This window comes from Ruegeria sp. G7 (genome assembly GCF_056535465.1).
Genome location: NZ_JBQFIL010000002.1, coordinates 296,916 through 322,766 on the forward strand (window position 1 = coordinate 296,916; position 25,851 = coordinate 322,766).

Below are 25,851 nucleotides of genomic sequence, written 5' to 3' on the forward strand. Positions count from 1 at the left end.
CGCCGTCGGCGCAGCACCCTCCCGTCAATGCAGGCTCAAAAGCACCTCGATATCTCTGCGGCTCAATGGCCTGAGCAGTAATTTATCCTCTTCCAGAAGAGTGCCGCCGCTGTCGATGTACTTCTTGATGAAAGAGGCGATTTCGCTGGTCGGGCGATAGTACAGGTCCCTCTCCGTCTGGCTCAACTCCTCAACAAGCCTTCCCAGCAAGCGTCTTTGCCTTTCGGACTTCAGATCTTTGCGCTTTTCTTCCAGCATTGCGTGTCTGTTCCTTGACCATCACGGCATTACCTAGCGCAAAGACGCCGCGCGCCAACCGCGCAGATACAGGTCGGGAGATCGCTCTGTCCACCTCTTGTCTAGGCAATTCCTGAACCTTCGGGATGTAAACGTCATCACCGAAACCCGATTGACCAACCCAGACATCGCGCCCGCATAACCAGGTGTTGATTGGTGTTACAGCGGCAAAGCACCCAGAATGGTGCGATCAACGAGACTCGGAAAGGTTACGACACGGCAAATGGAGGTAAGCGCGTGACATCCCTCCGAGCATCTGTTTTCGGGGTCTGGTTGGCCACCGCGATTGCACTGTTCATGCAACCTGCCTCCGCCCAGCCGGACGTTCTGATCCTTGGTGACAGCCAGATCTCATTCGGCGCAGGTAAGGAATACCTGCGGTTTTTCGACCAACTGGAAGCTCGGTGCAAGATGACCCCCGGAAGCGAAAAGGCGTTGGCCGCGCTTGGGAAACGGGAAACAGCCGCAATCGGCGTCAGATCAACCTCGCTGCAATCATGGACGGTCACTGGTGGCACTTCGAAAGGTGCAATCTGTGATGTCGACAAGAAATATGGTGTTAATGCCGGCGCCTATGGCATTGACGGCAACCCGGACCGGGTCTTCATCCAAATCGGCAAGGGCAAATCCTACCAGTTCTGCAAATCAAAAAGGACGCCGTTCCAAGCGATGTTCGACGACGGCTATTATAGGCCCGGTTTGTTGGTGCTGACATTTCTGGGTAATTCAGCGGATCGCTGGGCGAACACACCAAAGCTTGCGCAAGAGGATGCCCGCCGCACGCTTGAACAGATCCCGGATGATATCCCTTGCGTGTTTATCTCAAGCGTCCCTGTCTATCTGAAAGAGACAAACGACAAGCGCACGAAAGCACAAAGCGAAATTGCGCGTGCCTTTCGACAAGCGGGTAAGCAATGCGCCGTTGTCGAGGGGTTCAACCTGAAGACGCGTAACGCGATCGAAGGGAAACCCATCTACTTTCGCCGCAACGAAGCCGGGCGCGTCAAGGACCCGCATCACCCAAGCCCGGCTGCGGTCCGGAAGTTTCTTGACATAAATACAGACGAGATCTGCAAGGCACTGTTTTCGGTCTTGAAGTAAAGGCATCAACTACTGAAGGGGGATATTCAGGTGCTTGGAAAGATGTTTGCGGTCGCATGTGCCATGGCCATTGCCACGCCCGGTTTAAGCGCTGAAGAGTTCACCTCGCCCGAGATTCTGATCATCGGCGATAGCCAGATATCGTTCGGCTCGGGGCCCGCGTTTCTTGAGTTTTTCAGTGACATCAAGAACCACTGCCACCCCGACGACGAGCAGAAAAAGAACCTTAAACGCCTGGGGGAAATGCGCGTCGGGGTGATTGGCGTCCGGTCCAGTTCGATCGACTCGTGGACAGCGCGCTCAGGCTCGGCCAAGGACACCATTTGCGAAGTTGACCCCAAATGGAATGTAAACGCGGGCGCGTATGGGTTCGTGAACAGGACCGGGAACAAATACGTGCAAATCGGTCAGGGGAAGGAATATCAGTTTTGCGCGGCCAAAACCTCGCCTCTCGAAGAGATGCTGCGCGATGGGTACTATGATCCCAAACTGATCCTGATGTCATTTCTGGGCAACTCGGCCAAGCGGTGGGCGAATAGCCCAGAGGCCGCCGTCAGGGATGTTGAGCGCCTGCAAGCACAGCTGCCACCCGACCTGCCATGTATTTTTATGACCACCGCCCCGGCATATAAGAAAAAGATCGTCGATCTGCGTCTGCGGGCACAAATGAACCTGATGGATGCGTTCAAAGCCACCGGATTGCGGTGCTCATTCGTGCCCGGTGCGACCCCTGAAACCGTTGCGGCCAACCAAGGCAACAAACACTATTTTCGTCTGAACAAGAACGGCATGGTCAAAGACCCCTATCATCCAAACCAAGCGGCTGCCAAAAACTTCTTTGCCCTTGAAATGGACCAGATATGTTCAGCTATTTTCGACCAGATCGAGCCGACAAAGGAACAAAGCTAGCTTGTTTTCGACACGGCCCAACCTGCGCTGCGCAATAACAAGACGCAAGCTGGCCGCATCGCGCGGCCGTCGCACAGGTAGGATCAACTGGCTTGCCGTTGCGGCAGGATCGCTGCCAGTAGGATCGCCCATCCCAGTACTCCCTGCCCATGGGCGCTGAGGTTGTGCTCATAGGAGAACGCCAGCATCATCAGAGGCCTAAGCGGATCGCGGATAGGCCAAATAACCCATTGCAACGGCAGATCGGGAATAATCAGACGATAGTACATGTAATAGATTTGTGGGGACAGCCACACAAACAAACCGAAAAGCCCTAGCGCCCCGGCAACCCGGATCCAAATCCGATGACAAGACGAAAGTCGTCGTGCCAATAGCACCATCAGCACGAACAGGACGAAACTCAGAAAAGCCAGTCCAAGCTGTCCCAAAAGTGACAGGTCGAAAAAGGAGTCGTTCCGATACACACCTGCCCTCCGAGATGCCTGTGCCAAAGAAAAGCCGCCCACATCACCAGGCGGCCTTTCAAAAGCGTCCGGGCTGAGCCTTAGCTAAGCGGCGCTACTGCCAGAATGACAGTGAACTTTTCACAGTAGATGTAAAGTTCGTCATATTTGGAAGTGTCGATCCCTGCCGGGATCTTAAAGGACGCTTCACCCTTTTTGACGGTCAGTTTGTCGTGGATCTTAGACCCCTTGGCATAGGTTTCTCCGTTGCCGAAACCGATCTTGATGTCAGGTGGGTTCTTTCCGGGATCAAAGACATAATCGCTCTTGAGTGTGACGGTATCGCCGGTGACCGACACCGTCCCCTTCACATTGTAGCCGCGGCGACCGGACAGACTGCCGGTGCGGGCTTTGTCTCCGGCGAATGCAGAAGGTGTTCCAAGCGAGAGCAGAGCCGTGGAAGCAAGGCCAAGCTTCACGAATTGGCGCCGTTTGAGTGTCATGGTGAATTTCCTATCTCAATCTAACGTATGAAGATGCTGCGCAGACTACTGCGTCGCTGCCAATTCAAATCACGTCGAGGGAAGTTGAGAAGCTGAAACAATCCGATCTTGGTCTGCAACAAGCGTTTGGAATTAGGACGGGCCGTCGGACGCGCCCTGGCACCACCCAAAAGATAGGATACATCGAACCCGGCCCTTCCGGTCCTTAGATCTTCTCAACCGAATGCGCACCATGGTCTTTCGGAACCAACGCATTGATGGCAAACCTTGCTGCAAGCAAATTGATCTGAGGAAGACGAGATGAACGGACACAGCCTGATTGCCGGAACATGGACCGCAGGTGAGGGCGAGTTTCGATCCAGCCCGGTAAGCGGCGCGGCCAGAACCTATTCGGCGGGCACACCGGCACTGGTCGAAAAAGCCTGCACAGCGGCCGAAGACGCTTTTTGGTCCTACGGCTATTCAACGCGCAAAGACCGGGCGGCCTTTCTGGAGCGTATCGCAGACGAGATCGAAAAGCGCGGCGCGGAGATTACGGAAATTGGTTGTGCAGAGACCGGGTTGCCTGCGGCACGGCTTGAGGGTGAGCGTGGGCGGACCACGGGGCAATTGCGCCTGTTCGCCGCCCATATCCGCGATGGCGCTTACCTCGACTATCGCCACGACACGGCCCTGCCAGATCGTCAGCCTCTGCCACGTCCGGACTTGAAGATGGTACAGCGCCCGATCGGCCCGGTGGCGGTCTTCGGCGCATCGAACTTCCCTTTGGCCTTTTCGACCGCCGGCGGCGATACAGCTGCTGCCTTGGCGGCGGGCTGTCCGGTGGTGGTCAAAGGCCACCCCGCGCATCCGGGCACAGGCGAGATCGTGGCCGAGGCGATCGATGCCGCCCGACAAGCGCTTGACCTGCACCCCGGAGTCTTCAGCTTTGTGCACGATGGCGGCGTCGAAGTCGGTGGCGCGCTGGTCCAAAACCCATTCATCAAAGCGGTTGGCTTTACCGGGTCCCTGCGGGGCGGGCGCGCCTTGTTCGACCTTTGTGCGGCCCGCGATGAGCCGATCCCGTTTTTCGGCGAGCTGGGCTCGGTCAACCCGATGTTCCTGATGCCCGAAGCCCTCAAGACACGCGGCACCGAAATTGCGCGCGGCTGGGCCGGGTCCTTGACCATGGGGGCGGGCCAGTTCTGCACCAATCCGGGGATCGTATTGGTTACCGAAGGGCCTGATGCCGATGCATTTATCGCCGAAGCTTCTGAGGCATTGCAAAAACATCCCCGCAAACCATGCTGACAGATGGAATTGCCCGGGCATTCCGCGAAGGTCATGACCATATCGGTTCTGTTCCCGGGGTAACAACCTTGGTCACCGGAGCAGCCGGGACCCGTGACGTGGGCGCCTTTCTCTACCGGGTTTCCTCGGACACTTTCGAAGCAAATCCGATTTTGTCACACGAAGTCTTTGGCCCCTTGGGCATTGTGGTTGTCACCAAAGATGTGGCCGATTTCGCCCGCATCGCGCGCAGCTTGGATGGACAGTTGACCGTTACCGTACATATGAACCAGGACGACAGTGCCCATGTGAAAACTCTGCTGCCGGTGCTGGAGCGCAAAGCCGGGCGCGTTTTGTTCAACGGATTTCCCACAGGTGTTGAAGTCGCCGACAGCATGGTGCATGGCGGCCCTTATCCTGCATCAACGAACTTTGGGGCCACCAGCGTGGGCACATTGTCGATCCGGCGTTTCCTGAGACCGGTTTGCTACCAGAACTTACCCGGTGAGTTCACGGTCAATTCGTGACGAACCAAAAACCACAGGACCGCTGGTCGTTATCGGTGTCTCAGAAAGCTGGCTGATACGCCACGGACCACGCGCCACTTAGGGGACGGATGTCCGATGTCCCTCCCAAACTGGACCGCCGCCTGCCATCGAAAGACCAGGTGCCACATGATTGATCATGATGTGGCACCTAGATCCGGAGGAACTTGCTAAGCAGCAGGCATCGAGGGCTGGCCTAAAGCGGTTTCGACCGCCACCGCCCTCACCCCGACGGTGTCCACGCGACTCCGGGTGCAAGCCGGTACCCCCAAGGCAGGCCAGCGTTACGCCAGCCATTCACGGCCCGCACCCCGCTTGAATTCCTGTCACCCTCGAACCCTTCGATCAGGTTCCAGACCTGAGTGTAGCCCGCCTCAAACAGCATCCGCGCCGCCACAGCCGACCGCGCCCCGGAACGGCACGTGACAAAAACTGTGGCGTCTCGGGTTTTACCCTTCTCCGCGAGCAACGCATTGAACTCGGCCACAACGTTCGGATTGTTGGCCATCCGGTACTGAGCACTGTTTGGATCCACCTGATGCGTCACAACACCCAGCGGAATGATCTTGTCCAAGCCATGAGGGTGTCCAACAAACGAAATCTCGATCGGGTCGCGGACATCCACAAACAGGATCGAGGGATCGCGCTGGAGGGCCTCGTGGGCTTCGATCGGGCGCAAATACAGGCCCTGAGGCGTACGCTGGCGATCGCTGAGTTTCTTTGGGTTGACCGCCGTTTCAATCTGACCCGCGGCCGAGGCTACCGAAACCGGGCCAGCCAGCACGCTGGCCGCCCCCAATTTCAGGACCCTGCGACGGGTCGCAGCATTTCGCCCACTCATTGGCTTACATTCTTGTCAGTGCATAGCCCCAGCATCGCATAGATTGGGCAGAACTTCAGGAACGCCGTCACAACAAAGACTGCGCCCAGCCATCCCCAAGGACCGATAAATCCGGTCAAAGCCAGCAGCATCAAAGCGCCTCCCAAAACCAGGCGTAGCAAGCGGTCAGCCGAACCGACGTTAGAGGTGAATTGCATGATCGAATCTCCTTGTTATGCAGGACAGAGACTCGCAGCTCTTGATGTCTGGTTATGTGACAGGATCACACAGTATCGGACCGGGCCAGGCGTCTCAGCGGCTCAAGCGCAAGCACATGAATGGCGCCTCGCTCCAACCGCAACCAGCCCCGGCGCTCAAAATCCTTGAGAATTCTGGACATCACCTCGCGCGCACTGCCCAATTCCGCCGCGATGCGCTGATGGGTGGTCCGAATATCCGCGCGCTGGCTGCCTTGCTCGACAAGCCATTGCGCCAGCTTTTGGTCCATACGGTTCAGCAGCAAATCATCGATCACCTCGGACAGCTCTACAATTCGCTGTGAAAATGCAAGAAACACCGCAGACCTAAACTCGGCGTCCGAGGCAAGCAGAGCGCTAAAACGTTCTTTACCAATGGCAAGTGCGCTCACTGCGCCCTCGGCATATCCAAACCCCGAATAAGGCGTATCCGACAACATGCAGGAGGTGGTCATCACACAGCTGTCGTTCGGCCCGACACGGTACAGAACCACCGTTCGCCCTGATTGGCTGGTTTGCTCGACGCGGACGACCCCGGCGCGCACGATCAGAAAAACCTCGCCGTAGGCTCCGGGTGCGAAAAGCTCAGCACCGTCCGGGACATCCAATCGCGTTCCCTCGGCTTCGAGGCGCTTCAGTACGGCTTCGGTCCAGTTTTGCAAGGTCACCGCCGCTTCTCCGTTTGGTCTTTTTTGTTCACCTGCCAATATATGCCCTATGTCGCAGAAAACTCGATGACCTGTGACAAACCGCGCGGCTGCAGATGGTCCAGAGAACGGCCCCGTGGACTGCGCGACATTCGTGCACTTTCACGCGGCCTAAACCCTGCACCACCAGCCCCTCTGGCCAGCGCCATAATGCAACGATTTCACCCAGCGATGGGATGATTTCTTCGTGAATATCTGCCTGCCTGCAACGCCGAACCCCGTCGCCAGAGATTGACCATCCACTGTGCTCATACAAAAGCGCGCGCTAAGCAGCATCGGCTCGGGCGGCGGGATGATTTTCATACTGATGACCGCCCGACCGGCTGAGCTGCGAACGGGACCAGGCTATCTTTGAACTGCTCTATGAACTCCAACGTAACCAGAGACGGTTGCTTCAAAACCGGGCGAACCAGCGAAAGCGTATGTGGTAATGCCGGCCGGAAGGGCCGAAAATCCAAACCGCGCGAGGTGTATTGCACAGCGTCCAGCTCGCTTACGACAGATACCCCCGCGCCTTTTACGGCCAGTTCGCAAGCCGCCGTAAACTGCCTGACTTCGATATGCGAGTTCAGCTCTACATTGGCATTCTGAAAGGCCCTGAAAAGTCGCCCGAAAAAATCGCTGTCACGCCGTGTGTGAATTATCTTGCTGTCAGCCAAGTCGGCCGGTGTCACTTCGGGCAGGAATTGTAGATCGTGGCCAGCCGGAAAAACGCAGACTGTTCGGACATCGATATTGTTGCTTTCAACCGCTGGATGACCGTTGAAACTGTCTGTGATCCCAAAATCATACTGTTCGCCGATCATCCACTCGAGAATGCGCTCGGGTCTGTCCGGTTCAATCGTCAACGTTACGCCGGGTCGATCTTTCAGAAACGAGGCGATGACGTCCGGCAAGTGGCTGGTGGCAAAACCGGGAAGGCAGGCTACACGGATATGCCCCGCTTTGCGCTGCGTAATATCCTGACTGACATCGGAAATCTGCTTCATCAACTCAAGAACCCGCTCGACGCTGGGCAAGAGATAGCGAACCTCTTGTGTTGGCACCAACCGACCTTCACGCCGATCGAAAAGTTGAAAGCCAAGCCCCTTTTCGAGATCAGACAGCAGCCTGCTGACAGCCGGTTGACTGACGCCCAGATCAACAGCAGCCGCAGTAACAGAACCATTGGTGGCCACGGCCATCAAAGCCTCCAGTTGCCGGATCCGAAGTGTTTGGTTCATTGACGTTTCCTGTCATTTACAGCATTTCATAACATTATGTTATTTTTTATCCAACAGATCAGACTTGAATTATAATCTTGTGCCGTTAACGTCGTGAAATTGTCATGTGTGCCGTCTACGCCTTGCGCGCGGTATTCAACGAAGCATCACGTCAGATGCATGGGAGGAATCATGAAAAAGAATTTTCTCGGCGCTCTTGCCGTAACAACTGCTTTGTCTCCGGTGGCGGCAATGGCACAGACCGAAGTTCAGTTCTGGCACGCCTTTACGGGCCGGTTGGGTGAGTTGGTCAAAGCCCAGGTCGAGGAATTCAACGCCAGTCAGGATGAATTCGTCGTGGTGGAAAGCCACAAGGGCAACTACTCGGAAACTCTGAACGCGGGGATTGCGGCGTTTCGCGCCGGTGAGCAGCCGCATATCCTGATGGTGTTCGAGGTCGGTACCGCTACGATGATGTCCGCCGAAGGTGCTATCAAACCGGTTTTTGAGGTCATGGCCGAAAGCGGTGCATCCTTTGATCCCGACGCCTATATCGGTGCCGTCAAAGGCTACTATACAACGACAGACGGCGACATGCTGTCCTTGCCTTTCAACTCGTCCACGCCGGTATTGTGGGTCAACCGCGACGCTTTCGAAGCGGCGGGCGTTGATCCCGACACGGACCTGTCCACATGGGAAAATGTCGACGCAGTTCTGGATCAATTGAAGGCCGGGGGCGAAGACTGCCCGCTGGTCACCGCGTGGCAAAGCTGGATTCACCTCGAGAACCTGTCCGCCTATCACGACGTACCGTTCGCCTCAAAGGACAACGGCTTTGCCGGATTGGATACCGAGTTGATGCTGAACGGACCCACCCAGGTCGCGCATCTGAGCGCGATGGGCGATTGGGCCAAGGATGGCAAATTCATCTATACCGGTCGCCGCAATGAAGGGGGCGCAAACTTCCGGTCCGGTGAATGCGCACTGTTTACCGAAAGCTCGGCGGGCTATGCGGGCATCAAGGCCGAGGCCCAGTTCGACTTCGACGTGCGTCCACTGCCCTATTGGTCTGGCGTGATCAGTGAGCCGCAGAATACGATCATCGGCGGTGCCTCGCTTTGGGTGATGGAAGGCCATGATGCCGACGCATATAAGGGCGTGGGCGAGTTCCTCAGCTTCCTGTCGACCTCGGGAGTTCAGGCCGACTGGCACCAGAACACCGGCTATCTGCCGATTACCGCCGAAGCGGGTGTCGAGACACGCAATGCCGGGTTCTACGAGGAAAACCCGGGCACCGACATTGCCGTGATCCAGATGACCGCGAAAGAGCCGACCGCCAATTCCAAGGGCCTGCGTCTTGGGTCTTTCGATCAGATCCGCGGCATCATTGATGAGGAGCTTGAGGCGATCTGGTCCGGTGAAAAAACCGCGCAAGAGGCAATGGACAGCGCAAAAGAACGCGGTGACGCGTTGTTGCGCCGGTTTGAATCCGCAAATCGCTGAACTCTGGGCATATGTGGGCCCCTCTAGGGCCCACATATCTAGCTGCTGATGGGCGAATAAGATGGAAAAACGCGTCACCTTTCGCGGCTGGCTTTTGCCAATCGCTCTGATCGCGCCGCAGGTCATCATCTCGGCGGTTTTCTTCTTTTACCCGGCCGGTCAGGCTATCTGGCAGTCTTTGTTCATCCCCGATCCATTCGGGCTATCGTCTCAGTTCGTAGGTCTGGGCAATTTTGAATTCCTACTCAGCGACAAGTTCTATCGCGCCTCTTTCGTAACGACGGCTGTGTTTTCAACCCTTGTCACACTTTGCTCGATGATCCCGGCGCTATTTCTGGCGGTATTGGCCGACCGGCTGATCAAAGGCTCGGGCGTCTACCGGACACTGCTGATCTGGCCCTATGCCGTCGCCCCCGCAGTGGCCGGAGTTCTATGGCTGTTCATGTTCAATACCCGTGTCGGGGTGATCTCGTGGTATCTGGGTCAGCTTGGCTATGACTGGAACCACGTCCTGAACGGAACCGAGGCGATGGGTCTGGTCGTTGTCGCCTCGGCCTGGGGGCGCATCAGCTACAACTTCCTGTTCTTCTTCGCCGCACTGCAATCGGTCCCCAGATCGGTGATCGAGGCTGCGGCAATCGACGGTGCCCGCTTCTGGCGCAGGTTCTTCACCATCGTATTGCCGCTCTTGTCACCAACCGCTTTCTTCCTACTGGTTGTGAATGTCGTCTATGCGTTTTTTGAAACCTTCGGGGTCATCCACACGATCACCGCGGGCGGACCACAGCAGGCTACGACCATTCTGGTGTACAAGGTATTCTCCGATGGGTTCGTGGGGCAGGATCTGGGGTCGTCCTCGGCCCAATCGGTGATCTTGCTGGTCGTGGTTGGTCTGCTGACCGTCATCCAGTTCAAGTACGTGGAGAAGAGGGTGCATTACTGATGGCCGCCCAACAGCACGGAATGGTCGAGAAACGCGGCGCGGGGATCTGGCTGACTCATGCGTTCATGATCCTCGGCGTTCTGGTCATCTTCTTCCCGATCTGGCTGGCCTTTGTGGCCTCGACCGTGACGCAGGCCGATATCGTGTCACCGCCCATGCCGGTGATGCCGGGGGACCAGTTCTGGGTGAACTACAAGGCCGCGTTGTTTTCCGGCGTCAACGTGCCCGTGGCCACGATGCTGTTCAACAGCCTGGTGATGGCCATCGGCATCGCCGTGGGCAAAATCATCATCTCGCTGCTATCGGCCTTTGCGATTGTCTATTTCCGCTTTCCCGGTCGTCAGACCTTTTTCTGGATGATCTTTATCACCCTCATGCTACCGGTCGAAGTGCGGATCGTCCCGACCTTCGAGGTCGTGGCCGGTTTCGGAATGCTCAACAGCTATTCGGGGCTGATCTTCCCGCTGATCGCTTCGGCTACGGCTACCTTCTTATTCCGGCAGTTCTTTCTGACTATACCCGACGAGCTGGCCGAGGCGGCGCGCGTGGACGGAGCCCGCCCAATGCGGTTTTTTGTCGATATCGTCGTGCCCATGAGCCGCACCAATATCGCTGCGCTGTTCGTGATCCTGTTCATCTATGGCTGGAACCAATATCTGTGGCCGCTGCTGATCACCACAGATCCCGAGATGAACACCATCGTGATGGGCATCAAACAGATGTTCCCCTCTGGCGATGATTTTGCGCACTGGCCGACAATCATGGCCACCTCGATCCTGGCGATGATCCCGCCGGTTATCGTCGTCGTATCCATGCAAAAGCTGTTTGTGCGCGGCCTTGTCGATAGCGAGAAATAAGCAATGGCACCTGTTACCCTGCAAGACGTCAAGAAAAGCTTCGGTCCGACAGATGTGATCCACGGCATCGACATCGACATCGCCGACGGAGAATTCATCGTCATTGTTGGACCATCTGGCTGCGGAAAATCCACTCTACTACGGATGGTGGCGGGGTTGGAAACCGTGACCTCGGGCGAAATTCGCATCGGCGGGGACCGCGCCAATGATAAAGAACCGATGGACCGTGACATCGCGATGGTGTTTCAGAACTATGCGCTCTACCCCCATATGTCGGTGCGACAGAACATGGGATATGGCCTCAAGATCGCGGGTTTGCCCAAAAACCAGATCGATCAGAAAGTGACTGAGGCGGCGAAGCTTCTGCAGCTGGAACCCTTGCTGGATCGCAAGCCGCGCCAGTTGTCCGGTGGTCAGCGTCAGCGGGTTGCCATGGGGCGGGCCATTGTCCGTGAACCGGCCGTTTTTCTGTTTGATGAACCACTTTCGAACCTGGACGCCAAGCTGCGCGTTCAGATGCGCCTTGAGATCCGAGAGCTTCAGGAAAAACTGGGCATTACATCTCTTTATGTCACGCATGATCAGGTCGAAGCGATGACCATGGCGGACAGGATGATTGTAATGAACGCGGGTGTGGCCGAACAGATCGGAACACCACTGGAGGTCTATGAGACACCGAAATCGCTTTTTGCCGCGCAGTTCATCGGCAGCCCGGCGATGAATATCTTCGAGGCTCGCCGTGAAAACGGGGTGATCAAGATCAAAGATACCGAAATCGCCCTGTCTGAAGGTGAGGATACCGCGCTCAAACTTGGTGTGAGACCAGAGCATCTGGCCATGGATGACAACGGCCCACTGGAGGCCACCGTCCAGATGGCGGAACCATTGGGGGCCAACACGTTGTTACATGGCCATCTGGCAGATTCTGGAATGGCAATCACCGTCAGCCTGCCCGGCGTCCACCCCATCGAGGGTCACCATCAGAAGATGCAGTTCTCTGTCTCCCCAGCGCATGTGCATTTGTTCGACGATGCAACCGGCAGACGACTGTAAAGCGACGGTCTCGACAGAATTGTCACCCCGCTATCAGGCCGAGCATATGAAGCTTTGAATGGTAATACTCAGAAGAAAAACGGCTGCATCAGACAAGAGTAACCTTGCATCTCTGAACAATTGTATCAGGCAAGAGTACGGGACGCACTTTGAGCCCTGGGCGGCGGTCAGTCGCTTGTTTGGAATTCTCGCGACTTATGTTCCTCAAGTTGCAGCTTTTTCTGTCTGGGACAACGAAGTTTGTCGTCGTTGCGATGGTTGGTGTCTACGCCCACAGTCCGGGTAGAACGATCCGGGAAACAGCACCCCAGGTCCAAAAACAGTAACCACGTCCTAACCGGACCATGACGTCCGTGCTTTGCAGGATCGGATGATCAAACCCTGCCGACCAGCAAAACCCCGGGGCCGTCGTATCTTGAGCATCGGGCGCGAAATACCTTATTAGCCTGCCCCTGTTCATTCAGTTTGCTTATGAAGCCTGTAAGGTGAATTGCGTGGATTCGCGTTTTACTGAACTACTCCTCGCGGTCTTTTCTAACCATTGCATCAGTCCGAGGGCCCTCTCGCACCTGAACCGCCGTTCCATATTCCATTCTTTGCTTATCCGGATCACTAACACCTCAATAGCCTGATCTAATGCCACCGGGTTTCTGATCGTAAGCGCCGCTTTTACCTTGCCCCTTTCGCTAATTATTTAGCGATATCACACTCACCCAGCGCAAAGCGCAACGAACCGCTGGCTTTCAAGCAATCGCCCTTCCTCTTTAGTGGTGCATGCAACGTCTGTTGACGGTCATTCAAGCACCCTCTCTGCTGCGGGCCCATTTTGGCTTCGGAGAACAGTCGTACGGGCCCTGCTTGTGTGCTAGTTCGGACAGTACGTCGGACGATACAGACCAAATTGTCCTTAGTGGTAGGATTTACGCTAACCTCAGGCTCGAAAAAGAGCATCGATAGTACAGGAGACCGGAGTGGCATTCACCCGACACGCGATCTATTTCGTCCCGCCTGCCGGGACCGCCTGGGCGGAATTCGCAACCAGATGGCTAGGGTGGAATGCCGAAACCAGCCAAGTGGTTCCGCATCCGGATCCGGTCGAGCTGGGCGGGATAGATTGTGCCGCCATCACGGAAACGCCGCGTAAATACGGTTTGCACGCGACGATGAAACCTCCTTTCAGACTGCATCCACAGTACCGCTTTGACGACTTGCGCAACGCCTGCAGCAAGATGGCATTTGGCCTGTCGCCGGTCGCGCTGGACGGGTTCGAGATTGCGCGGTTGGGACGCTTTCTGGCCCTGCAACCTGCGGCACACACTCCTGCTTTGGACGCACTGGCAGCAACCTGTGTGCAAGATTTGGATCGCTTCCGCGCTCCATCAACCGAGGCCGAACTGGCAAGGCGACGCAAAGCGACACTGACGCCTACGCAACAGGTTAACCTGACGAAATGGGGCTATCCGTTTGTCATGGACTCGTTCCGATTTCACATCACGCTCACCGGTCGACTGGCCAAGGCCGAGTTGGCCCGCGTGCAAGATGTTCTGGACATGCGGCTGGCACCGCTGCTACCTACACAGTTTTCAATCGCCGATTTGGCGTTGATGGGTGAGGCCGAAGATGGGCGCTTTCATCTGCTCCATCGCTACGCCCTTTCCGGCTGAGGAGGCAGGCGTCAAAGCACCGACCTAGGTACCGCTGCTGACGCGATCCAAACGGCGGACGAAACAAACGTGCAATCTTAAGGCTGACCATCGGATGGAAATACCGAAGTCGGTCCAAGGGAATCGTGGCCGACGATATTCGGCTCCGACAGACAGATATCCTCTGGCCCCCAAACTGTCCCGTTGGTGCTGATGCCAGTCAAAACGCTTCAGATGCTAATTTGGTCACTCCGAGGCCAACGCGATAGTGCCACATGGGCTGCCGCAATCGCGGACCACATCGAACAGATCGTCCAGCTCGGGTTCTATCGTTGTTTCGACCGAGCCATCACGCAGGGTCAGCGTCACCAACCGACTATGCGCCTGAACCGCCGAAACAACTTCACCTCCGCTGATCAATTCGACGGCCTGCTCCCAAGAAACGGTTGTCGCAGCCTGATCCCTGTCGTCCACGCAGGCCGCAGCGAGATTCAGCGCAGACAACAGAAGGGCATGTTTCAGCATCTTGGGGCCCTCCATAGGCACTGTGTTTTTCGACCGGGGCCGTATGGCTCGATAACGGATATAGGTATCGTTAGCTGAAGCAAGCGCCGAATTTCAATGCCCGTGACGGCCCTTATCGGAAAACCGTGTGGAACTCATCAGGTGTTGTTTGCGCCAGTGCCTCGATGTTTCTCGTAAGGCTTTTGGCTTTGGACGTGCCAATCAGAACCGACGACGTCAGTTCATGCGACTTGGCAAAGTGCAATGCGGCCGTCGCCAATGGCAGGCCAAGCCCTTCGGCCTTGTCCTGCAGCACCCGGACACGGTCCAGAATTTCAGGCGAGGCTGGCTGATAATCATAAGTCGCGCCTTCCACCGGGCCGGTGGCAAGGATGCCCGAGTTCAGCACGCCTCCGAGGACCAGGCTGGTACCTTGCGCATGGCATTGCGCGGTCAGGGCCTCTTCGGCTGAACGATCCAGCAACGTCAGGCGGCCTGCAAGCAGGATGACGTCAATCGGGCCATGGTTCATGACATCAAGGCAGATCTCGTTTTCGTTCACCCCCAGACCAAACGCACGGATGCGGCCCTGTTCCTTCAGCTTCACCAACCGGTCGTACCCGCTGCCCAGAAACGCCTCCATCTGGGCCGCGTTGTCGGCACCATGGGTGTAGGTACCGATGTCATGCACAAATACGATGTCCGCCATGGTGGTCTGCAGTCGCTCCAGACTGCTTTCCAGCGAAGCCTCGATCCCGTCGCCCGAATAGTCATAACGCACGTCATTGGGCAGCGGGTTTACGAACCCGTCCGCCTCGGCCATCGCTTGACCCGGTGACAGCACCCGGCCAACCTTGGTCGAAATCACATAGTCCGACCGGGGCTTGCCCGACAAAAACTGACCCAAACGCTGTTCCGACAGGCCGCGCCCATAATGCGGGGCCGTGTCAAAATACCGAATTCCAGCCTCCCACGCGGTGTTCAGGACATCCCTTACATCCGCGTCCGAGGCTTCACGGTAGAGGTTGCCAATGCTGGCGCAACCAAAGGACAGTTCGGTCACTTTCAGGTCGGTGTTACCGATTTGGTTGGTTTTCATCTTTGTCTCCAAGAAACTGACCAGATCTTACGATCCATAAAGCAGATTCGGCAGCCACAGCACCAGCGACGGTACGAAGGTCAGCATAAGCAGCACACCCAGCAAAGGCACCAGAAACGGCAGAGTCGCGCGGACACATTGCTCGAACGGAACTTTTGACACGCGCGACAGAACAAACAGCACCATGCCGACCGGCGGGGTCAGCAACCCCAGCATGAGATTGAGAATGACGATGATCCCCAGATGCACCGGATCGATGCCAAACTGCGCAGCCACCGGCATCAGTACAGGCACAAGGATCGAGATCGCGGCGATGGTCTCCATGAACAGGCCAACGATCAGCACCACGGCCATGATCAGCAATAGCACAACGGCCTTGCTGTCGGTGAAGGACAGCACGAATTCAGCGAAATGTGCAGCGACCTGATTGGCGGTCAGGATCCAGGCAAAGACCGAGGCCGCGCCCACGATCATCATGATCGCTGCTGTTGTCTCGATGGTCTCCAGTGAGATCACGGCCAGTTTCCGAACCGTCAGCGTTCGATAGACCAAAGTGCCGAGGATCAGCGCATAGGCGGCGGCCCCGATGGCGGCTTCGGTCGGGGTGAAGGCCCCCGAGACGATGCCGCCCACGATGATGACCGGGGTCATCAGCGGCAGGAATGCGGCTTTGAACCGCGTGGCGATGACCGAAGGGCTGAAGTTCACGTCGCGCGGATAGTTCCGCGTGCGCGACATCCACCAGATCATGACCGACAGCGACAGTGCCATCAGAAGACCCGGCACAATCCCGGCGACAAAAAGCTTGCCGATCGAAACCGAGGCCATCACCCCGAAGATCACCAAAGGCAGCGAGGGCGGGATGATGGGCCCGATGGTCGACGAGGCTGCGGTGACTCCAACGCTGAAGTCGTCGTCATAGCCGGCTTCGCGCATGGCCTTGATTTCAATCGCACCAAGGCCCCCGGCATCAGCAACCGCAGCTCCCGACATGCCGGCAAAGATGATGCTAGCGCCCACATTCACATGGCCCAGACCGCCATGCATCCATCCGACGATGGCGCGGGCAAAGCCGAAGATGCGCGCGGTGATCCCGGCGGAATTCATCAGCGCTCCGGCCAGAATGAAGAACGGGATGGCCAGCAGCGGGAAGCTGTCCATCCCGTTGACCATGTTGTGCATCAACAACACCGGCGGTAGACCGGAATAGAGGATGTACGCAAAGGACGACAGCGCCAGCGAAAAGGCGATCGGCACGCGCATCAGCATCAGGCCGAACAGGGATACGAAAAGGATAATCAGGCCCATTTGTCGACGCCTTCCTTCAGCTGCTTCACCCGCGCGACGATCTGATAGGTGACAACCCCCAGATTCCCGACCGCCAGTATCATGACCGCGGTGTGCAGGTAGTATTTCGGGAATGGCAACGAGACCATTTGCTGGAACGAGGTGCGCTGGATCAGCTCCCACGCCGACCAGATGATGACGGCGAACAGAACGAAGGTCGCAATCAGTGCAAAGACATGCACCCAGCTGAGCAGGCGGCCATAGTATTTATCGACGAATTCCAACACGATATGGCTGCCGACAGCCTGACACCGGATCGCACCGGCAAAACCCATAAGGATCAGCAGATACCGCGCCGCTTCTTCGGTCCAGGCGATGGAATCGTTCAGCACATAGCGGGTGAAGAACTGCAAGAAGACCACGCCGAACAGCAAACCGAACAGCGCCAGCAGGCCATAATCGGCCACGGTGATGCGATAGTTCCGAAAATGCGCGTCATCTTCGGCGGCTAGGGCGTCAAAGTCTATTTCGGGCGGGGCGTCGGACATCGGGACATACCTCGTGCATAAAGGCCGGACCCGGAACGACGCCGGGTCCGGCAGGGCGTCTTATTCCTGGATCGCTTGCAGACGTTCGAAGGTCTCAGCATCCCACGGAACGGTGTCACCGCTCAGCAAAGGTGCAACCGCTGCCATGAAGGGCGCACGATCCACTTCGTTCACGTTCACGCCCTGCGCGCGGAACCAATCGGCCAGTTCGGCCTCGGACTGCACGATTTCGTCCGACGTAGCCGAGGCGGCTTCGGCCAGCGCGTCAATCAGAGCCTGTCCATCGTCACCCATCTTGGCCAGCGTTACGGGCGAGACCACGACGGCCAGCGAGTTGGTGATGTGACCGGTCAGGTTGATGTTCGACTGCACCTCATAGAATTTCTTGAACTGGATGGTCGGCAGCGGGTTTTCCTGAGCGTCCACAACACCTTGCTGCAGGGCCAGATACACTTCGGCAAAGGCCATGGGCGTCGGGTTCGCGCCCGTTGCTTCGGGGAACATCTGATAGGCAGGCGCGTTCGGCGTGCGGATCTTCAGACCCTCCATGTCACCGGGCGCAAGGATCGGCTTGTTCGAGGTGACATGACGCGCGCCATAATAGGTCATGGTCGCAATCGTGTTGCCCGAGATGTTCTTGTATTCACCGGCCATCTCATCGAACAGGTCCGAGTTCACATAGGCTTTCCAGTGGTCATACGACCGCATGGTGAACGGATAATCCGAGATGCTGATCGGGCCATAGGACTGACCGAGGAACGCAACGCCAGTATAGATTGCGTCGACCGTGCCCAACGACAGCGCCTCGTTCAGCGCAGCCTCTTTGCCCAGCTGCGAGGCCGGGAACACTTCCATCTTGTAGCGACCGTCGGTCTTTTCCTCGAGCAGCTCGGCGGCCTTCACAGCGGCGGCGTGATAAGGCGTCGAGGCCTCATACACATGGCCAAAACGCAGCGTCTCCTGTGCCAGACCAGCCGTTGCGCCAAGCGCAACAATACAGGCGGCCCCAAAGGCCGTTTTACCAAAGTTCAACATTTTGTCTTTCCTCCAGGTTGGGTGATAAGCCGCCCGACTGTTGTTGCTTTTAGGGTCAGACGGCGGGGGGTTATTCCGCTGCCAGTTGAGGCAGGAACCGGAAATCTCTGATGCTTTCGGGTTTCATCTCGATCGAGAACCCAGGTTGCGTGGGCGCCATGTAGGCTCCGTTCTTGACGACGCAGGGGTCGATGAAGTGCTCGTGCAGATGGTCCACGAACTCGATCCGTTTGCTGTCCTTCTCGCCCGAGATCGCGACGTAGTCGATCATCGACATATGCTGAACGTATTCGCACAGGCCCACGCCCCCGGCATGGGGCCAGACCGGCAGGTTGTATTTCGCCGCCATCAACATGACCGCCAGCACCTCATTCAATCCGCCCATCCGGCAGCTGTCGATCTGAACGATGTCGATCGCACCTTCCTTGATGAACTGCTTGAAGATGATCCGGTTCTGGCACATCTCGCCAGTGGCTACCTTGACCGGAGCCACCCCTTCGCGGATCGCCTTGTGGCCGAACACATCGTCGGGGCTGGTGGGTTCTTCGATGAAGAAGGGCTGCGCAAAGGACAGGGCCTTGACCCAGTCGACGGCCTGATCCACTTCCCACACCTGATTGGCGTCGATCATGATGTTCATGTCTTCGCCCAGCACTTCGCGCGCGATGGTCAGGCGGCGGATGTCATCATCCAGATCGCGGCCCACTTTGAACTTGGTGTGGGTAAAGCCTGCGTCCTTGGCCTCGCGGCACAGGCGACGCAGCTTGTCGTCGGAATAGCCCAGCCAGCCCGCCGAGGTAGTGTAGCAGGGATAGCCCTCGGCCTTCAGCTTTGCGACACGGTCCTGTTTGCCGGGCTCGGCCGCGCGCAGCAGCGCCAGCGCCTCGTCCGGCGTGATCGCATCGGTCAGATAGCGGAAGTCGATCAAGCGCACGATCTCTTCGGGGCTCATCTCGCCAACCAGTTGCCAGACGGGCTTGCCCGCCTCTTTGGCCCACAGATCCCACGCGGCGTTCACGACCGCGCCGGTGGCCAGATGGATCGCGCCCTTGTCGGGGCCAATCCAGCGCAGCTGGCTGTCGCCGGTGATATGACGCCAGAACCGGCCCATATCTTCGGTGATCCAGTTCAGTTCCAATCCAGTGACCAGCGCGCCAAGCGCCTCGATCGCGGCCACGCAGATCTCATTGCCGCGCCCGATGGTGAAGGTCAGGCCATGGCCCTCATGCGCGCCATCGGTCTCAAGAACCACATAGGCCGCCGAGTAATCGGGATCGGGGTTCATCGCATCCGACCCGTCCAGACTGTCAGAGGTCGGGAAACGCAGGTCTTCGGTGCGAATGCCTGTGATACGGGTCATTTGCTTGCCTCCACGGTTTGACGCTGGACGCCCAGCCCTTCGATCCCCAGCTCCATGGTGTCGCCGGGCTTCAGATAGGTTTGCGGATTTTGCCCCATACCCACACCCGGAGGCGTCCCGGTCGAGATCACATCGCCGGGCTGCAGCGACATGAATTGCGACAGGTGCGAGATCACAGTCGCCACATCAAAATGCATCGTCTTGGTCGAGCCGTCCTGATAGCGATGCCCGTTCACCTCAAGATACATCGGCAGGTTCTGCGGGTCCGGCACCTCATCCCGCGTCACCAGCCAGGGGCCGATTGGGCCGAACGTGTCGGCAGACTTGCCCTTGACCCACTGGCCCGAGCGATGCAGCTGAAAGTCCCGTTCGGACAGGTCATTGACCACGCAATAACCCGCCACATGGTCCAGCGCGTCCTCGACTGAGACGTATTTGGTGTGCTTGCCGATCACCACGCCCAGCTCGACCTCCCAGTCGGTCTTGACCGAGTTGCGGGGGATTTCCACGGTGTCATCGGGGCCGATGATCGCCGAGGTCGCCTTGAAGAAGATCACAGGTTCTTCGGGCAGCGCCATGCCGGATTCAGCGGCGTGGTCGGCATAGTTCAGGCCGATGCAAATGAACTTGCCCACTTGCCCGACGCATGCGCCGATACGCGGCGCACCTTCGACCACCGGCAGCGCATTCACATCCAAAGCGCGCAGGGCATCAAGCCCGGCATCCGACAACGCGTCGCCCGCGATGTCGCTGACTTTGCCAGACAGATCGCGGATCGCGCCGTTTTCATCCATCAGGCCGGGTTTTTCTTGTCCAACCGGACCGTAACGCAGCAGTTTCATCTCAAATCTCCCTGATCAAACGGTCCAGCCGCCATCGATGGCGAAAGTCTGTCCGGTGGTGAATGCGGTCTCATCGCTGGCCAGATAGACGGCCAAGGCGGCAATCTCATCCGCGTGGCCGATGCGACCCATGGGCTGGCGCGCGATGAAGTCTTTCATTGCCTGTTCATAGTCGCCGGTGGCGCGCAGGCGGTCATGCAGGCTGGGGCTGTCGACGGTACCGGGGCAGATTGCGTTGCAGCGGATGCCCTGCGTGATGAAGTCAGCAGCGATGGATTTAGTCAGGCCGATCACGGCCGCTTTGGATGCACAATACGAGAAGCGGTTCGGCACGCCTTTCATCGACGAAGCGACCGAAGACATATTGATGATCGAGCCGCCGCCATTTTCCAACATGCCCGGCAGAACCAGCTTGGCCAGCCGGTACATCGCCTTGACGTTCAGATCAAAGCTGAAATCCCACTGGTCATCGTCGCATTCCAGAATGGACCCGGCCCCAACGAACCCTGCGCAGTTGAACAGCACGTCCAGCGCTCCGGCGGTCGCGACGACCTCGGCCACGGCGTCTGCATTGGTGACGTCCAGCTTCAGAGCCGTCACGCCCTCGATTGCAGCCAGTTCCGCAAGTGTTGCATCGTTGATATCGCAGGCAATCACCTGCGCGCCTTCGGCCACGTATTTCTCGACGCTGGCGCGGCCAATGCCCTGCCCTGCGGCAGTAATCAGCGCTTTCTTTCCGGCCAGACGGCCCTGTGCTTTGGTCATGTCGTCCTCAATCCGTGTGGAATACTTCAATCATGGGGGCCCATTTCTCGCCTTCGGCGCGGCTGGGCAGCGGGTTTTGGCAAGGATCGGTGAAACTCCACCATTCCTGCGTTCGGGGGTCTTGTGCCATGCGGGCCATGTCCCCTTCGAAATCGGTGCCGTGATATTCCCAATAGCCGAACAACAGGTTCTCGGGCTCACGTAGGAAAATCGTGTAATTACGGATATTGCTTTGGGCGATCTGAGCCAGAACGTCCGGCCAGACAGCAGCGTGCAGACGCTTGTATTCATCCAGTTTTTCGGGCTTCACCCCGATCACCATGCCCATACGTTTCATCATGCGCCCTTCCTGATCTCTATTGGCGTGGACTGGGCCGCGATCGCCTGCCAGTCCCATGCGATGCCAAGCCCGGGCACATCTGACGGAATGGCAAAGCCATCCTCGATGCGCATCGCTTCCGTGGTCACGCTGTCAAGCTGCGGGATGTATTCCAGCCATTTCGCGTTCGGTACGGCACAGACCAGCGGCAGGTGCAGTTCCATCAGGAAGTGCGGACAGACCATGACGTTATACGCCTCGGCCAAATGCGCCACCTTCAGCCACGGGGTGATCCCCCCGATCCGCGCGACGTCGACCTGCACGATGCTGGCCGCGCCCGCTTGCAGATAGTCCTTGAACTGGCTCAGCGAATACATGCTTTCGCCGACAGCAATAGGGACCGAGGTCCGACGCGACAGCTCGGCATGACCCGCGACGTCGTCGGCGGGCAGAGGCTCCTCGAACCAGCCGATATTATAGTCTTCCAAGACCTGCGCCCGGCGGATCGCCTCGGACAGGGTAAAGCCCTGATTGCCATCGGTCAGGATTTCATAACCCGGGCCGACCGCTTCACGCACAGCGGCCAGACGGGCGGCATCTTCGCTCAGATGGTCGCGCCCGATCTTGATCTTCGAGCCACGGAACCCCTGCGCCTGCATCGCCAGCGCGTCGTCGACCAAGGCCTGTGTCTCAAGATGCAGCCAGCCACCCTCAGTCGAATAAAGCGGTATGCGATCCCGCGTGCCGCCCGCAGCTTTCCACAGGGGCAGCCCTTGTTTGCGGCAGCGCAAATCCCACAGGGCGGTATCGATCGCGGCTAAAGCAAGCGAAGTGATTGCTCCGACCGCGGTTGCATGAGTCAGAAACAGCAGATCGCGCCAGATGCCTTCAATCCGGTCCGCATCGCGCCCGATCAGCGCGGGTGCCAGCGTCTTTTCAAGCAGCGCCATCACCGACGGCCCACCCGTGCCGATGGTATAGCAATAGCCTACACCCTGCGCTCCGTCGCTGTCGGTCACGGTCACGATGGGCGTTTCCTGACTGACAAAGGACTGGATCGCATCGACGCGTTTGACCTTGGGGATCAGGTCGATCATGCGCAGTTCGATATGAGTGATCGTGGCCACGGCAGTTTACCCCCTCAGAGCCTCGCCGGTGCCCGCGTCGAAGACGTGGCACTTGTCGAGAACAAGGTGGAACGGCAGCGTTTCACCCGGATGCACCGGGCGCGGGTTGAACATCTTGGCCTGAACCTCGACCCCCGCCAGATCGGCAAACAGCAGGGTCTCGGTGCCCAAGGGTTCTTCCAATGCAACCGGCAGTTCCAGATCGACCAAATCGCCTTTTTCCTCGACCGCATGGCCGACCGGCATCAGATTGTCGGCGCGGAAGCCGAACTGTACCGCCTGTCCGGCCCGAACGTGATCACGTGCCGAGGCCGGCACGGGCACCGTGACCGCATCCTTCAGAACGATGGTCCCTGCATCGGTGACAACCCCATCGACAAGGTTCATCGGGGGCGAGCCGATAAAGGTCGCGGCAAAGGTATTGACCGGCGTGTTGAACAGCTCCAACGGAGTACCGACCTGAACGATATGGCCATCGCGCATCAGCACGATACGGTCCGCCAGCGTCATCGCCTCGACCTGATCGTGAGTCACGTAGACGATGGTATTGCCGACGCGCTGGTGCAGCTTCTTGATCTCGACCCGCATCTGCGTGCGCAGCTTGGCGTCGAGGTTCGAAAGCGGCTCGTCAAACAGGAACACATCCGGGTGGCGCACGATGGCGCGGCCCATGGCGACGCGCTGGCGCTGACCACCGGATAGTTCCGCCGGTTTGCGGTCCATCAGCTCATCGAGCCCCAGGATTGCTGCAGCCTCCGTCACGGCTTTGGTGATCTCGGCCTCGGGGCGTTTGGCGATCTGCAGCGTGAAGCCCAGATTTTCGCGCACCGTCATGTGCGGATACAGCGCGTAGTTCTGGAACACCATCGAGATGTTGCGCTCGCGCGGGGGTAGGTCATTGACCACCCGGTTGCCGATGGAGATCTCTCCGTCGGAAATGTCCTCAAGCCCCGCGATCATGCGCAGCGTGGTGGATTTGCCGCAACCCGAAGGGCCGACCAGCACCAGGAATTCTCCGTCATGGATGTCTAGATTGATGCCATGCACAGCTTGTTGCTTGCCATAGCGTTTGACGACGTTGTTGAGTGTCACTTCGGTCATTTCATTATCCTTTCACGCCGCCAAAGGTCAGGCCGGCGATCAGGTGCTTCTGCACGATAAAGGTCAGGATCAGGGCGGGCAGGATCATCAGCACGGCCAATGCGCACATACCGCCCCAGTTGATGGTGAATTCAGCGGTGAAATCCAGCAGACCTACAGGCATCGTCTTGGACCCCACCGAGCGGGTCAGCTGCGAGGCCAGCGCGAATTCGTTCCACGACGTCAGGAAGGCGAAGATCGCGGCTGAGGCCACGCCCGAGCGTGCCACCGGAAACTCGACACGCCAGAAGGCTTGCCAGCGGGTGCAGCCGTCAATTTCAGCGGCTTCGTGCAGCTCCTTGGGGATCTGACGGAAGAAACCATCGGTCAGCCAAATGGTGAAGGGCACGTTCATCGCCACATAGACAAGGATCAGGCCGAAATGCGTGTCGATCAGCCCCGCCTTGGCAAAGACGATGAACAGCGGCAGCGACAGGGCCACACCGGGCACGGCGCGGAACAGCATCAGGCCGACGAAATAGCCGTTCTTGAATTTGAATCGATAGCGCGCAAAGGCGTAACCGCCGCCCATCCCGATCAGGATGGCAATCGCGGTCGAGGTGACCGAGACGATCAGCGAGTTGCGGAAGTATTGGAACACCGGCACGCCACCCTCGCCCGCGCCACCAAACATGGCGCGGTAGTGGTCCAGCGTGAAGGTGGGCGTCCAGACCGGCGGTTTTGCCATGATCTCGACCGTCGGGCGGAACGAGTTCAGCACGATCCACAGGCCGGGAATGCAGATCACCGACATCACCAGAAACAGGCCGGTGAGATGCAGTGCTTTCATCAGGCGGCGCTGGTTGCGGTAGGATTGATTGCGGTCCATGCGCTTAGCCCCCCATGCCCAGCTCGGCGCGTGCGGCGCTGAGTTTGCGGAAGAAATAGATGGTGAAGGCAATCGACAGCAGGATCGAGACATAACCCATCGCATTGGCCAACCCCATGCGGGCGTCGACATAGCCAGTGCGGCTCATCAGCGTCCACAGCAGCTCGGTCCGGCGGGCGGGGCCGCCACCGGTCATGATCTGCACGATGTCATAGGCCCGTGCCACATCCAGCGAGCGGATAGTCATCGCGATGTAAATGAAGGGCATCAGGAAAGGCAGCGTGATGTGGCGGAAGGTTTGCCATGCGGTGCAGCCATCGACCTTGGCGGCCTCAAGCGGGTCGCGCGGCATGGCGAACAGACCGGCAAGGATCAGGATCGCGAAGACGGATGTGCTCATCCAGACCTCGGCGAAGATGATCGAGAACATCGCCAGCTTGCCATCCACCAGCCATGGCAGCGCCGCGTCGGTGAAGCCCAGCGATTGCAGCACGTTGTTCACCAGACCGATATTGTCGTTGAAGATGAACTTGAACTGAAAGCCCACCAGAATGGGCGAGAACATCATCGGGAACATCAGGATCGTGCGCAATGTGCGCTGTCCCCATGTCACCTTGTTCATCATCAACGCGATGCCCAGCCCCAGCAGCAATTCCACGTTCAGCGCGATGGTCAGGAACAGAACGGTACGGCCGAACGCGGACCAGAATTTCCAATCTCCAAGGATTTTCTCGTAGTTCGCCGTGCCAATCCAGCGCCACAGAGACGACGGGCGCGTTAGCTTGTACGGGGTAAAGCTGGAATACAGCGAGAAGAGGAGCGGGATCAGAACAACGGCTGCCATGATGATGAAAGCAGGCAACAGAAGGACAAACCACTCCGGCAAGCGGCGGCGCATAACGACTTTCCTTGGATTGAGTGAAGGGTGCGGGGGTGTCAGCCAC

The 25,851-nt window shown here is 58.0% G+C and carries 27 protein-coding genes and 1 pseudogene; 8 read left to right on the forward strand and 20 right to left on the reverse strand.

Annotated elements, in window-relative coordinates; genetic code table 11:
* Positions 1 to 24 precede the first annotated feature (24 nt).
* Complete coding sequence (locus ACR3EN_RS18130) at positions 25 to 258, reverse strand: hypothetical protein (protein WP_480820538.1); 234 nt, start codon at positions 256 to 258, stop codon at positions 25 to 27.
* A 276-nt stretch (positions 259 to 534) separates the two neighbouring features.
* On the opposite strand from ACR3EN_RS18130, the gene ACR3EN_RS18135 reads away from it, so the two are divergent.
* Both ACR3EN_RS18135 and ACR3EN_RS18140 read left to right on the forward strand, forming a co-directional pair.
* On the forward strand, positions 535 to 1,398 hold the full coding sequence (locus ACR3EN_RS18135) for an SGNH/GDSL hydrolase family protein (RefSeq protein ID WP_480820536.1): 864 nt from the start codon (positions 535 to 537) through the stop codon (positions 1,396 to 1,398).
* Positions 1,399 to 1,440: 42 nt separating this feature from the next.
* Positions 1,441 to 2,307 (forward strand): SGNH/GDSL hydrolase family protein, encoded by an 867-nt coding sequence (locus ACR3EN_RS18140; protein WP_480820534.1) that lies wholly within the window; start codon positions 1,441 to 1,443, stop codon positions 2,305 to 2,307.
* Positions 2,308 to 2,390: 83 nt separating this feature from the next.
* On the opposite strand, the gene ACR3EN_RS18145 is transcribed toward ACR3EN_RS18140, so the two are convergent.
* Both ACR3EN_RS18145 and ACR3EN_RS18150 read right to left on the reverse strand, forming a co-directional pair.
* Positions 2,391 to 2,813 (reverse strand): hypothetical protein, encoded by a 423-nt coding sequence (locus tag ACR3EN_RS18145; protein WP_480918472.1) that lies wholly within the window; start codon positions 2,811 to 2,813, stop codon positions 2,391 to 2,393.
* Positions 2,814 to 2,851: 38 nt separating this feature from the next.
* The gene (locus tag ACR3EN_RS18150; RefSeq protein ID WP_480820530.1) at positions 2,852 to 3,253 is read right to left on the reverse strand and encodes a DM13 domain-containing protein; all 402 of its coding nucleotides are present in this window, start codon (positions 3,251 to 3,253) and stop codon (positions 2,852 to 2,854) included.
* A gap of 300 nt (positions 3,254 to 3,553) precedes the next feature.
* Between ACR3EN_RS18150 and ACR3EN_RS18155 the strand changes: the two are divergent.
* Positions 3,554 to 5,049, forward strand: a pseudogene (locus ACR3EN_RS18155) (aldehyde dehydrogenase (NADP(+))).
* A 241-nt stretch (positions 5,050 to 5,290) separates the two neighbouring features.
* On the opposite strand, the gene ACR3EN_RS18160 reads toward ACR3EN_RS18155, so the two are convergent.
* From ACR3EN_RS18160 to ACR3EN_RS18175, 4 genes are all read right to left on the reverse strand, one after another.
* Complete coding sequence (locus tag ACR3EN_RS18160; RefSeq protein ID WP_480820526.1) at positions 5,291 to 5,908, reverse strand: rhodanese-like domain-containing protein; 618 nt, start codon at positions 5,906 to 5,908, stop codon at positions 5,291 to 5,293.
* A complete protein-coding gene (locus ACR3EN_RS18165; protein ID WP_480820524.1) occupies positions 5,905 to 6,105 on the reverse strand; it encodes a YgaP family membrane protein in 201 nt (66 codons plus the stop codon). Before ACR3EN_RS18165 ends, ACR3EN_RS18160 begins: the two co-directional genes overlap by 4 nt.
* 65 nt (positions 6,106 to 6,170) lie before the next feature.
* Entirely contained in the window at positions 6,171 to 6,812 is a 642-nt protein-coding gene (locus ACR3EN_RS18170; protein ID WP_480820522.1) for a Crp/Fnr family transcriptional regulator, read from the reverse strand.
* Between the two features lie 338 nt (positions 6,813 to 7,150).
* On the reverse strand, positions 7,151 to 8,074 hold the full coding sequence (locus ACR3EN_RS18175; RefSeq protein ID WP_480820520.1) for a LysR substrate-binding domain-containing protein: 924 nt from the start codon (positions 8,072 to 8,074) through the stop codon (positions 7,151 to 7,153).
* 171 nt (positions 8,075 to 8,245) lie between these two features.
* On the opposite strand from ACR3EN_RS18175, the gene ugpB reads away from it, so the two are divergent.
* The 5 genes from ugpB to ACR3EN_RS18200 all read left to right on the forward strand — a co-directional run bounded on the left by ugpB (position 8,246) and on the right by ACR3EN_RS18200 (position 14,073).
* The gene (gene ugpB / locus ACR3EN_RS18180) at positions 8,246 to 9,556 is read left to right on the forward strand and encodes a sn-glycerol-3-phosphate ABC transporter substrate-binding protein UgpB (RefSeq protein WP_480857993.1); all 1,311 of its coding nucleotides are present in this window, start codon (positions 8,246 to 8,248) and stop codon (positions 9,554 to 9,556) included.
* 61 nt (positions 9,557 to 9,617) lie between these two features.
* Positions 9,618 to 10,499: a sn-glycerol-3-phosphate ABC transporter permease UgpA gene (gene ugpA, locus ACR3EN_RS18185; RefSeq protein WP_480820516.1), complete on the forward strand. Its 882-nt coding sequence runs from the start codon at positions 9,618 to 9,620 to the stop codon at positions 10,497 to 10,499.
* A 20-nt stretch (positions 10,500 to 10,519) separates the two neighbouring features.
* The gene (gene ugpE, locus ACR3EN_RS18190; RefSeq protein ID WP_480821334.1) at positions 10,520 to 11,356 is read left to right on the forward strand and encodes a sn-glycerol-3-phosphate ABC transporter permease UgpE; all 837 of its coding nucleotides are present in this window, start codon (positions 10,520 to 10,522) and stop codon (positions 11,354 to 11,356) included.
* Between the two features lie 3 nt (positions 11,357 to 11,359).
* Positions 11,360 to 12,409 (forward strand): sn-glycerol-3-phosphate ABC transporter ATP-binding protein UgpC, encoded by a 1,050-nt coding sequence (gene ugpC, locus ACR3EN_RS18195; RefSeq protein ID WP_480820514.1) that lies wholly within the window; start codon positions 11,360 to 11,362, stop codon positions 12,407 to 12,409.
* A gap of 971 nt (positions 12,410 to 13,380) precedes the next feature.
* Positions 13,381 to 14,073, forward strand: coding sequence for a DUF1045 domain-containing protein (locus ACR3EN_RS18200; protein WP_480820512.1), 693 nt, complete (start codon positions 13,381 to 13,383; stop codon positions 14,071 to 14,073).
* A 225-nt stretch (positions 14,074 to 14,298) separates the two neighbouring features.
* On the opposite strand, the gene ACR3EN_RS18205 is transcribed toward ACR3EN_RS18200, so the two are convergent.
* The 13 genes from ACR3EN_RS18205 to ACR3EN_RS18265 form a co-directional block, all read right to left on the reverse strand.
* Positions 14,299 to 14,577 (reverse strand): hypothetical protein, encoded by a 279-nt coding sequence (locus ACR3EN_RS18205; RefSeq protein WP_480820510.1) that lies wholly within the window; start codon positions 14,575 to 14,577, stop codon positions 14,299 to 14,301.
* 112 nt (positions 14,578 to 14,689) lie between these two features.
* The gene (locus ACR3EN_RS18210) at positions 14,690 to 15,655 is read right to left on the reverse strand and encodes an aldo/keto reductase (RefSeq protein ID WP_480870449.1); all 966 of its coding nucleotides are present in this window, start codon (positions 15,653 to 15,655) and stop codon (positions 14,690 to 14,692) included.
* Positions 15,656 to 15,682: 27 nt separating this feature from the next.
* The gene (locus tag ACR3EN_RS18215) at positions 15,683 to 16,963 is read right to left on the reverse strand and encodes a TRAP transporter large permease (protein WP_480820506.1); all 1,281 of its coding nucleotides are present in this window, start codon (positions 16,961 to 16,963) and stop codon (positions 15,683 to 15,685) included.
* Positions 16,954 to 17,490: a TRAP transporter small permease gene (locus ACR3EN_RS18220; RefSeq protein WP_480820504.1), complete on the reverse strand. Its 537-nt coding sequence runs from the start codon at positions 17,488 to 17,490 to the stop codon at positions 16,954 to 16,956. Before ACR3EN_RS18220 ends, ACR3EN_RS18215 begins: the two co-directional genes overlap by 10 nt.
* A gap of 60 nt (positions 17,491 to 17,550) precedes the next feature.
* Positions 17,551 to 18,525, reverse strand: coding sequence for a sialic acid TRAP transporter substrate-binding protein SiaP (locus ACR3EN_RS18225; protein WP_480820502.1), 975 nt, complete (start codon positions 18,523 to 18,525; stop codon positions 17,551 to 17,553).
* A gap of 70 nt (positions 18,526 to 18,595) precedes the next feature.
* On the reverse strand, positions 18,596 to 19,885 hold the full coding sequence (locus tag ACR3EN_RS18230; protein WP_480820501.1) for an L-fuconate dehydratase: 1,290 nt from the start codon (positions 19,883 to 19,885) through the stop codon (positions 18,596 to 18,598).
* Positions 19,882 to 20,727 carry a fumarylacetoacetate hydrolase family protein gene (locus tag ACR3EN_RS18235; protein WP_480820499.1) on the reverse strand — a complete coding sequence of 282 codons (846 nt, stop codon included), beginning with the start codon at positions 20,725 to 20,727 and terminating at the stop codon, positions 19,882 to 19,884. The genes ACR3EN_RS18230 and ACR3EN_RS18235 overlap by 4 nt, the downstream gene beginning before the upstream one ends.
* Before the next feature lie 15 nt (positions 20,728 to 20,742).
* A complete protein-coding gene (locus ACR3EN_RS18240; RefSeq protein ID WP_480820497.1) occupies positions 20,743 to 21,492 on the reverse strand; it encodes an SDR family oxidoreductase in 750 nt (249 codons plus the stop codon).
* Positions 21,493 to 21,499: 7 nt separating this feature from the next.
* Positions 21,500 to 21,832 carry an L-rhamnose mutarotase gene (locus ACR3EN_RS18245; protein ID WP_480820495.1) on the reverse strand — a complete coding sequence of 111 codons (333 nt, stop codon included), beginning with the start codon at positions 21,830 to 21,832 and terminating at the stop codon, positions 21,500 to 21,502.
* Complete coding sequence (locus ACR3EN_RS18250) at positions 21,829 to 22,938, reverse strand: mandelate racemase/muconate lactonizing enzyme family protein (protein WP_480820492.1); 1,110 nt, start codon at positions 22,936 to 22,938, stop codon at positions 21,829 to 21,831. Before ACR3EN_RS18250 ends, ACR3EN_RS18245 begins: the two co-directional genes overlap by 4 nt.
* A 6-nt stretch (positions 22,939 to 22,944) precedes the next feature.
* A complete protein-coding gene (locus ACR3EN_RS18255) occupies positions 22,945 to 24,039 on the reverse strand; it encodes an ABC transporter ATP-binding protein (RefSeq protein WP_480820490.1) in 1,095 nt (364 codons plus the stop codon).
* Positions 24,040 to 24,043: 4 nt separating this feature from the next.
* Positions 24,044 to 24,907, reverse strand: coding sequence for a carbohydrate ABC transporter permease (locus tag ACR3EN_RS18260; RefSeq protein WP_480820488.1), 864 nt, complete (start codon positions 24,905 to 24,907; stop codon positions 24,044 to 24,046).
* A gap of 4 nt (positions 24,908 to 24,911) precedes the next feature.
* A complete protein-coding gene (locus ACR3EN_RS18265) occupies positions 24,912 to 25,805 on the reverse strand; it encodes a carbohydrate ABC transporter permease (protein WP_480820486.1) in 894 nt (297 codons plus the stop codon).
* Positions 25,806 to 25,851 lie beyond the last annotated feature (46 nt).